This window comes from Mixta mediterraneensis (genome assembly GCF_030283135.1).
Lineage (GTDB): Bacteria > Pseudomonadota > Gammaproteobacteria > Enterobacterales > Enterobacteriaceae > Pantoea > Pantoea mediterraneensis.
Genome location: NZ_JASUAZ010000083.1, coordinates 1 through 5,880, shown reverse-complemented (window position 1 = coordinate 5,880; position 5,880 = coordinate 1). Strand labels below are relative to the sequence as shown.

The 5,880-nt window shown below is 33.6% G+C and carries 2 protein-coding genes; both read left to right on the top strand.

From position 1 onward, the window contains the following. Positions 1-3,017: 3,017 nt before the first annotated feature. Entirely contained in the window at positions 3,018-3,350 is a 333-nt protein-coding gene (locus QRY16_RS21345; RefSeq protein ID WP_289777987.1) for a hypothetical protein, read from the top strand. Positions 3,351-5,642: 2,292 nt separating this feature from the next. Next, positions 5,643-5,822, top strand: coding sequence for a hypothetical protein (locus QRY16_RS21340; RefSeq protein ID WP_289777986.1), 180 nt, complete (start codon positions 5,643-5,645; stop codon positions 5,820-5,822). The last annotated feature ends 58 nt before the right edge of the window (positions 5,823-5,880 follow it).

Genomic DNA, 5,880 nt, shown 5'->3' with positions numbered 1-5,880 from the left:
TCTTCTTCTTCTTCTTCTTGTTCTTACAATCATAGAATAAGAGAAAAGAAGCATTCAATCATCGGTAAATGATAATGATGAATGGAGGGTTCATCTAAAGAGAGAAGATTGGTGTTTGTTATCCATTTGGTCTATCATTATATGCCAAATGGGCATTTGAAGATCACCTTACAATTAGACCACACATTTGTGCTTTAAAATTGAATATTCCGGTTTGTTTGTTTGTTTGTTTTGATTTATTTAAATTTAAAAATTACCAAAGGTTTTCGTGATTGAAGATCACCTGGCTATATAGAAAACTATATATATATTCTACGACACACTTTTCACATTAGATTTATGTTTTGATATGTGAATCTTTATGGTTTTAACATTTGACTTTAATTTACGTGGAATAAATGATAGACAATTTATATTCTCTCTTTCTCTCACTTTTCGGTATAGGAATTGATGCGAAACCGATATGCCAAATTGCCACTATTACTAAAAAAAAAACTTTACGGTCAAAGATCATAAGTCAGTATATAAAACATCATCTCTCTGAATTTTTATTCTCCTTCTTCTTCTTCTTCTTCTTCTTGTACTTCTTTTTGCACTTACCGCACCTTTTTGAACTAGATATATAGTAGGAATGTATTATGCAACCAATGGCGTGTATCATGCCATTGGTTTTTGTTGTGTGTTCGGGAAAGCAAAGCCAAAAAAATAAAAAATAAAAAATAAAAAGATTTTTGTTCGTTCAACAATGTTCAGTCATGCTCGAATCAATGAAAAATGTTTTGGCCAAATACATTGGGGCCAACTCTCGAATTGTTATGTCTTTTTGACAGCATGAAGATGTAGATCATCGAAGCATCGAGACATGCTTAGCCGGCTTGATATAGCCAATTGAGTGAAAGACAATTTGCCACACACATACACAATCTGTATGTTGTTGAGCCTTCTCTATGCCGTTTCGATGTCTTCGATGTCGATGGGTCACCACCACCACCACCACCACCACCATCAACATCATCATCAACATCATCGAACACTACACACCACATCACAATTTGCCACCAACGATGGTGATGGTGGTGGTGGTGGTGGCACCAACACGCCAATCATATCGAGGGAGAATTAGAGAAAGAAAGGAAGGAAGGAATGATTTAAACTGAAAGAATGACAGGTCAAACATACATTTTCATCAGCTCAATGCTTATATACTTTCAATAAATAGATCAATTTCATATTCATGACAAACAGAGAGAGAGAGAGAGGGAGAGGAAACGAATAGGATCAAGTGAATAAATATATATATAAATAAATATATTTCACATATAAATCATTTATTTTATTATATTTTTTTTCTTGGTTTGGAACATTTATTGAGACATTCAGGTGTTTGATGTGATGTGATGTCGTGATTCAATGATCTTATTCTCTAAACATCTTATTTGAGAATTGGAGTGGCAGGAAAGGTGATGGTGATGGTGATTAAACATGAATTGAATTAGACATTTAGACCACCAACGATATTATCACCACCAATGGCGATCAACATTTATTTTTTTGGAATAAATTACTATATTTGTGATTGGGACACATTTTTTTCTTATTAATGTTATTTTATTCATAAGATCACAATTCTATATGTTGACATTTGAATGTTCAAAACCTAAAACAAAATTGATCTGCTTACACTTTGCAATGATCAATTCTCAAGGTGTGTGGTATCCTTATCTTTCATTTGGTCTTCATCCTCTTCGTCTCTCTTGTCTCTTGTTGCCGAACCATTATTCACGCATGAATAAGATGTACAATCAATGGAGACATCACCACCATCACCAACTAAGCATCAATGCATTGATGGTGAACATAACGTGAAATGTTCACAAATATAATAAAAAGAAATATATATATAAAAGCAACAATTGTAAATGAATGCCACCAAAACAAAAAAAAATCAATTAAATATTACTGATCAATTAACCATGGTTACATTATCCTATTCCTCCTCCTCCTCCTCTTCATCCTCATCTCTTTCTTTCTTTCTTTTGCTCTCCCTCTGAAAGATGCGACACCTTTCATTAATCGACAACGAATTTAAGAATGCAACACACGCAATTGGTTATCAATTATCTATTCAACATTACAAGAAAAACAAATCTAACATTGTATATAAATAAATTTATTTTATTTTTTTGATTGCTAGTTATTATTATTCAACGTATATATCAATATATCAAGAAAAAATTAATGATTGATTCAATAGGATCAAGTAAAATAACGTTTTGTTTCGTTTTCTATTGCTTGAACATGAATCCAATTAATCCAATCAACAAACGTACAATTTGAACAACTAAAGATTATTATTTTTTTAATGTTTTATATCAATGTTCTGTTGTGGTAATTGGTTGCACCATTGCACTTGATCAATTTTAACATTTTATTATTATTATTATTTAGCTTTTTATATATTTTATATATTTTGATTCGTACACACTAATCATCAATTGATCCAAGGTGATCATATGATCAATTATAATTAGTGGGTAAACAACGAAATTATGTTCAGAACAATTATGTTCTCTTTACTCTTTTTTTTTTCAAAGGCAAATCATTATTTATTATTGATCATTAGAAATTTTGATTCTATCATCATCATCAAATAAATAAATAAAACGGGGAATTTATATCTTGTTCTGATTCGATACATTGAATTTATGTTTATTTCCAATCAATTATTGTATAATGGAACAAAACCTCATATGAATAATATATGGTAGATTCCTATTATTGTATTATTCTTTATATATTTCATTTTATAATTTCACTGTCAATTTCAATTGTTGGTAATGTGAACGACGACGATGACGATAAAGATGACGACAAACCGAAAATCTTGATCGTCAACATCATCATCATTTCAATTGGATTCACCGGCAAGTGTTGGTGGGCAATTATGATTTGTCTCACCTGATAATGAGCCGTGATGATGCCGATTGTCGAATACGATTAAAACCTGGTGACGGTTGATGATGGCATCGGCCAATGTTACCATTGGCCTCCTCCCTCCCTCTTTCTCTCTCTTTATAAAACGATTCAAACATCACCTACTGCTTTCGAACATGGCCACTTTGAATGATGATTATCATCTCAAACTTTCGGCGACCGAAGGCAACAAAACAAAAAAAAAACAAAAAACAAACGTTCAACCATTTGCCCAATGGCGTGTGTGTGTGTGTGCGTACATTTCCGTGTGTAGCGTCATTGCCGCGATAGCCACCCACCTAGAGATCGACCATTTTGATCAACTGAATGAGAATAATCAAGAAGAAGTCACAGTGAATGAGATTGAGGGAACATGAAAGGCAACAACACAAAATGGTCAACAGGTGGACGCTAATGTTGTACGCCAGAAGCATACAATTGATCGTTTGTGTTATGTTCCTCGATCAGCTTTCCTTTCATTGCTTAATAGAGACATTATCTTATACTCAAATGAACGTTCCGTTCTTCGTTCGTTCGTTCGTTCGGCTTTACTTCATGTTTTTTTTTTGTTTTGGTTTAGACCAAAGGTTGTGGGCAACAGAGAAGAAGGGTCGATTTGCTTTTTTTGTTTGTTTGGTTGCTGTAATAAGCTTCCATATGATCGAAGCATAAGTTGTGAGTTGCATCATGTTGTCTTTGTTGGGTGCATATAAAATAAATATAACATCTATAACCGATAAACCGATTATTGATAAATTTTGCATTGATTTTGAAAGATTTTAAGGAATTTGAATCAAAATAGCAAAACGTAAAGAAAAGAATTAAAATTAGTAATGATTAAACCGTCAACTACACCATTATCACATCCAATAAGGTGTATTCCACTCTCTCAACACATTGACAATCACAATAGACTTGATTGGGCGTCATACGCCCGGCACAGGGCGACAGTATTCAATGTTTCAACGGATAATGCTCCACCGGATTATCACGTGTTGATAAGATAAAATTAGATAAGATAATATCTTATGATTAGATTAGATAACGACTTAGGCTAAAAATAATAAGGTTTTAATAAACTTTTAATGATACTTTGTACACATTGGCAACCAAACAACATCATAAGGGCGTCTTATTGATAGAGTTCACTATTGTCCATGTGCAAGTCGACCACCTGGCCATTGAAAAGACCAAAAAAAAAAACAACAAAGTTTCACATTAAATAGATCAAAGGTGAATGTTGTTTTGAGACAAACAAATCTATTCATTCCTCTAAGTTGCTTATGTTTTTTTTTCCAACTTTTGTTGATGTTAAAAGTTCTTTGTTTTTCAATGATTAATGTTTGCAACTTAATTGCCAAATGTAACATCTCTATTCTAGGTATATGAAATGGTAAAAGGTCAAAGGTAGAAGGAATCGTTTGAACCATCGACTCGAACTTTGTTGAATTGTGAACAGAAAGCAATCTAGAATATGTTTTGGTAAACTTGGCAGCAGACATTGCATCGTGTGAGGTAAATTACATTCGTTTGATCTTCAATCTTTTTTTGTTTTGTTACTTGGTGTACTATGGATCAAATGGAATGAGAATGTTTTCACTTCATTTCACTTCATAATACACTTTTAGACTTGTGGATGTGATAATTTACCTCGACACACACACACAAGCAACAAAACATTATAGACATTAAGTATCATAAAGTAACAATCGACCATTTCCTTTCAACAATTTTATCTAAGGTAACATTGTTGTTTACATTCACCAATATAATAGAGAGATAATTATGTTGTTGAATCTAATCGGAATTACACAACAATAATAATGTACTAAAAGGGGAAGATTTACATCAAAACTTTCCATTCAAAGATTGCCATCAATTTTGTAATAATTTTCCCCTTTTTTGTTTGTTTGATGCTATTGTTTAAAATTATTCATAATCAACAACAAGAATTAATTTTATTTATTTATTTTCTTATATTTCTAGTGAAAAAATGATCCACTTTTGATTGCTTTTTGAATGTCGACGTGGTTAATTGATTTTCTCCTCAAACAAGAAAAAAAAAGAAAAGATCGAAGAGCTTGAGGCCAATAAGGACCACTTGAATGACGAGGAAATAGAATGAGATATCATATAGAGAAGTTAATTTATGGGACCACTCAATTAGTATTGGTGCTAGGTCCCATTGGCCATTTTGGTATTTTTCTTCTGCAATTTCAATTTTCCTTTCTCTCTCTCTCTCTCTCTCTCTCTCTTGCTCAAAAACGAAAGAAAAAAAAATGGTCGGCAAATACTTGTAGCATGTAGCCATCAATTATTTGTTATCTTGTTGCGGCGTCTACCATTTCGACATGCAGTGGCAAAATGGCTCAATCAAGAAAAGAAGCAAACTTCAAACATGGCCCCCAAATCGACGACGGCGGTCTTCACCTTGTCTCTCTCTCTCTCTCTCTCTCAATCGTTTTGTGTGCCATTCTCATCCTCATCTCTATGATCTAGAATTGGTAGTTATTCACCACCACCACCACCCACTAGCCTGTCGTGGCAAGTCCAATCGATAATGACTCTATTTCACCCAATAGGTCCTTCACTCTCATTCGATCAAGGTAAATCAACCAGCAACAATGGTTTGCAAGATAGATTGGAGAAAGAGAGAGAGGCCATGTGATTTGACCTGTCTGTTACTATTGCACCCGGTGTCTTCACATTCTCTCTCTCTCTCTCTCTCTCTCTCTCTCTCTCTCTCTCTCTCTCTCTCTCTCTCTCTCTCTCTCTCTCTCTCTCTCTCTCTCTCTCTCTCTCTCTCTCTCTCAAAAAAAAAAATAAGAGATGTGGTGGTGTTTGATTGAGAGAGTGATTGTGTGAATTGGATGGTGAGGGTCTCTGTGATTAATGAAATTTATGAGT